The organism is Amycolatopsis sp. NPDC006125, assembly GCF_040614195.1.
GTDB lineage: Bacteria > Actinomycetota > Actinomycetes > Mycobacteriales > Pseudonocardiaceae > Amycolatopsis_E > Amycolatopsis_E tucumanensis.
The window spans coordinates 1-3906 of sequence record NZ_JBEXTZ010000212.1 but is presented as its reverse complement, the minus strand read 5'-3'; the positions used below and the strand labels follow the sequence as shown (position 1 = coordinate 3906).

Genomic DNA, 3906 nt, shown 5'->3' with positions numbered 1-3906 from the left:
GAGGCACTTCGCTCTCGGCGGGCACCGTGGGCTCCTCGGCCCCCGCCGCGGACGCGACATCCGCACCGAGCGCGGGCGGCGCCTCCTCCGGAGGCGATCCGCCGTCGGCGGACTCCTGCTCAGCAGCGGGCATCTCCGCCTCGCGCGCCGGCTCCGCATCCGACGCAGCCACGTCACCCGGCTCGGCGCCGGGCGCCGAGGGCACCCCCGCCCGCTCCACCCCGGCCCGCTCCACCTCGGGCCCGGCCACCGCGCCCTCGGGCCGAGCCGGTTCCTGTTCGGGACTCACCCGTACTCCTCTTCCTCGACGCGGGCCCGGTCCGCCTCGGCGGCGGCCTCGGCCTCCGAGACCGACCCGCCGGTCCACCGCACCCGCAGCATCGTCAGCGGCTCGTCCTGCTCGAACTGCACGCTGGACTCCCGGTAGAGCTCCAGCAGCGCCAGGAACCGGGCCACCACCTCGACCGTGTGCTCGCAGTCCTCGACCAGCTCGGTGAACGTCGCCTGGCCCCGCTCTGCCAGCTTCAGCCGCAGCAGCGCCGCGTGCTCCCGCACCGACACCCGGTGCGCGTGGATGTGGTCCAGCGACACCGTGGGCGGCGGCTTGGGCCGGAACACGGCCAGCGCGATCTCCGCCAGCTTGTCCGCGTCCACCCCGAGCGTCACCTCGGGCAGCAGCCCGAGGTAGCGCTCCTCCAGCGACACCGACCGCGGGTACCGCCGCAGCGCCCCGGCCTCCAGCTCCGCGAACAGCGCCGCGACCTGCTTGTACGCCCGGTACTGCAGGACACGGGCGAACAGCAGGTCCCGCGCCTCCAGCAGCGCCAGGTCGTCCTCGTCCTCGACCTCGGCCGCGGGCAGCAGCCGCGCGGCCTTCAGGTCGAGCAGGGTCGCCGCGATGACCAGGAACTCCGTCACCTCGTCCAGGTCCCACTCCGGCCCCAGCGCCCTGGTGTAGGCGATGAAGTCGTCGGTGACCTGGTGCAGCGCGACCTCGGTGACGTCGAGCTGGTGCTGCGAGATCAGCTGCAGCAGCAGGTCGAACGGCCCCTCGAAGTTGTCCAGGCGGACCTTGAACTTCGGCGCCGCGGAATCCTCGACGGGCTGGGCCCCGTCGACCGGAGCCCCGTTCTCGCTCACGTCCCGGCGGCTTCCTCGGAGTCGAGGCCGCCCTCACGGAGGCGGCGCACCAGCACCGAGTCGGCGCCGTGTTCGTCGAAGTCCGCCAGCAGCACCGCCACGGCCTCCCGCACGAGACGGCCGCGGTCGATGGCCAGGCCGTGCTCGGCCCGCAGGCTCAGCCGCGCCTGCTCCATCGCGACCAGTTCGTCGCCGGAGACGTAGACGGTGATCTTCGAATCGTGCTTCTGACGTCCGCTGCCGCGCCGTCCGGCGGCGCTGCGCTCCAGCTGCTCGCGGTGCCCGGAGTTCTGCCCGTTGCCCGGCCGCTGCGCTTCCGGGCGCTGCGGGGCGGGCGTGGGCGGCGCGGGCACGTCGAGGGCCGGGCTGCTGGTCAGGCGGAAGAGTTCCGAAGCCCCGGGGAGGGAGGCTCGCCTGCTCACCGAGCGATCACCTCGCGCGCCAGCGCGCGATACGCCTGCGCGCCGGCGGACTTGGGGGCCCAGCGGGTGATGGGCTCACCGGCCACAGTGGTCTCCGGGAACCGCACGGTGCGGTTGATCACCGTGTCGAACACGGTGTCGCCGAAGGCCTCCACGACCCGCGCCATGACCTCCCGTGAGTGGAGGGTCCGCGGGTCGAACATGGTGGCCAGGATGCCGGTGATATCCAGTTTGGGGTTCAAGCGTTCGCGTACCTTCTCGATCGTGTCGATCAACAAAGCCACGCCACGCAAGCTGAAGAACTCGCACTCCAGCGGGATGATCACGCCGTCGGCGGCCGTGAGCGCGTTCACCGTGAGCAACCCGAGCGATGGCTGGCAGTCGACCAGAACATAGTCGTACTCCGAGATGAGGGGTTGCACGACCCGGAGCAACGTGTGCTCGCGCCCCACCTCGGCGACCAGCTGCACCTCGGCGGCGGACAGGTCGATGTTGCTCGGCAGCAGGTCCATGCCCTCGACACTGGTGTGCCGCAGGATGTCCTGGGCGGTCACCGACCGCTCCATGATCGCGTTGTAGACCGTCTGGTCCAGCTCGTGCGGCTGCACGCCGAGGCCCACCGACAGCGCGCCCTGCGGGTCGAAGTCCACCAGCAGCACCCGGCGGCCGTACTCGGCGAGCGCGGCGCCCAGGTTGATCGTGGACGTGGTCTTGCCGACCCCGCCCTTCTGGTTGCACATGGCCAGCACCGTGGCCGGGCCGTGCTTGTCCAGCAGGGGCGGTTCGGGAATCTCACGCAACGGTCTGCCGGTCGGGCCGAGCTTGGGCTTGCCGTTCGCTTCGGCGCCCACGGCCACGACAGAGTCCACGGTGTCGGGCTCCCCCTCTGTCGCGATGGTCAGGTTGTCGAGGTTCGCGGCGGCCGATGCGGCCGAGACCGATCTGGTCGAGGGCTGCGGTGTCGACATGGCGCGAAACTCCTCGTTCGACGGGTTGGCCGCAGCCTATTCGGCGAGCCGTTTGTCGCCAAAGCAACTCGCCGGAGGCGATCAGGTCAACCCAGCGCCCGAGGATGGGCCGTAGCATATACCTCACGCAGAGTGTTCATCGTGACCAGGGTGTACACCTGCGTCGTGGTCACCGAAGCGTGGCCTAGCAGCTCTTGGACCACCCGGACGTCCGCTCCGCCCTCCAGCAGGTGGGTCGCGAAACTGTGACGCAGCGTGTGCGGCGACACGCCGGTGGAGATCCCGGCGCGTTCGGCGTTGGTCTTGAGGACCTGCCACGCGCTCTGCCGGGACAGCCGGGTCCCCCTGGCGTTGAGGAACAGCGCCGCGGTGCCGCGGCCGCGCAGCGCCAGCACCGGTCGGGCGCGCACCAGGTATGCCTCCAGCGCCTCGACCGCGGGACGGCCGATCGGCACCAGCCGCTGCTTGCCGCCCTTGCCGTCGAGCAGCACGGTGCGCTCATCGCGGTCGACGTCGTCGAGGTCGAGCCCGACGGCCTCGGAGATCCGGGCCCCGGTGGAGTACAGCAGCTCCAGCAGCGCCCGGTCGCGCAGCGGCCGCTCCCCCTCGGCGGGCGGCATCGCCAGCAGCCGCAGCACGTCGTCCACCGGCAGCGCCTTGGGCAGCCGCTTGGCCGGCGCCGGGGGCCGCACCTCGCGGGCCGGGTCGTCCTCGGTCAGCCCGTCGAGGTGCGCGAAGCGGTGCAGCCCGCGCACCGCGACCAGCGCCCGCGCCGCCGAGGACGCCGCCAGCGGCGGGTGCACCTCGTCGCCCTCGCGCAGCGCCGCGCCGAACCCGGTCACGTCGGATTCGGTGACGCGCCGGAAGTCCCGCACCCCGGCCTGCTCCAGGTACCGCAGGTACCGGCGCAGGTCGCGGGCGTAGCTGTCCAGGGTGTTGCGTGCCGTCCCGCGCTCCACGGCGAGATGATCGAGATAGGCCGTGACCACCTCGGCGGCCGGCAGAACATGCACGCCGACACCCTAGAGCGTGACGTCAGGAAATGCGATCGGCGAACCGCGTCGGCCGGTCCCGCCACGGCGCGTCCGGCGGCCGCGACGGCGCGCCGTCGTGGACGACCGCGTGCGCGGCGAGCACGCCGCCGACGGTCGCGCCGTTGACGATCTCCCCGGACAGCGCCATCCGCACCGCCTCGGCCAGCGGCACCCGGTGCACCACCAGGTCGGCCTCCTCGTCGCCGAGGACCTCCCGGTCGACCGGGGTCAGGTCGCGCGCCAGGAACACCCGCACGACCTCGTCGGTGAACCCGGGCGAGGCGGCCACGTCGACCAGCGTCTCCCACCGCGCGGCGGCGAGCCCGGCCTCCTCGGCCAGCT

Annotated in this window: 5 protein-coding genes and 1 pseudogene; all 6 read right to left on the bottom strand. The window is 72.5% G+C overall.

Annotation, left to right across the window (positions count from 1 at the left end; all coding sequences use genetic code 11):
• Positions 1–289 (bottom strand): annotated as a pseudogene (locus tag ABZ193_RS43425) (SMC-Scp complex subunit ScpB); the annotation flags it as partial.
• Positions 286–1140, bottom strand: a complete 855-nt coding sequence (locus ABZ193_RS43420) for a segregation/condensation protein A (RefSeq protein ID WP_020420651.1) — start codon at positions 1138–1140, stop codon at positions 286–288. The gene ABZ193_RS43420 and the pseudogene ABZ193_RS43425, both read right to left, overlap by 4 nt.
• Entirely contained in the window at positions 1137–1562 is a 426-nt protein-coding gene (locus ABZ193_RS43415; protein WP_027936248.1) for a hypothetical protein, read from the bottom strand. Before ABZ193_RS43415 ends, ABZ193_RS43420 begins: the two co-directional genes overlap by 4 nt.
• Positions 1559–2530 (bottom strand): ParA family protein, encoded by a 972-nt coding sequence (locus ABZ193_RS43410; RefSeq protein WP_020420653.1) that lies wholly within the window; start codon positions 2528–2530, stop codon positions 1559–1561. Before ABZ193_RS43410 ends, ABZ193_RS43415 begins: the two co-directional genes overlap by 4 nt.
• An 86-nt stretch (positions 2531–2616) precedes the next feature.
• The gene (gene xerD, locus ABZ193_RS43405) at positions 2617–3519 is read right to left on the bottom strand and encodes a site-specific tyrosine recombinase XerD (protein ID WP_354714665.1); all 903 of its coding nucleotides are present in this window, start codon (positions 3517–3519) and stop codon (positions 2617–2619) included.
• Between the two features lie 46 nt (positions 3520–3565).
• Positions 3566–3906: NUDIX hydrolase (locus ABZ193_RS43400; RefSeq protein WP_354714662.1), on the bottom strand; the 341-nt coding region annotated here is incomplete at its 5' end.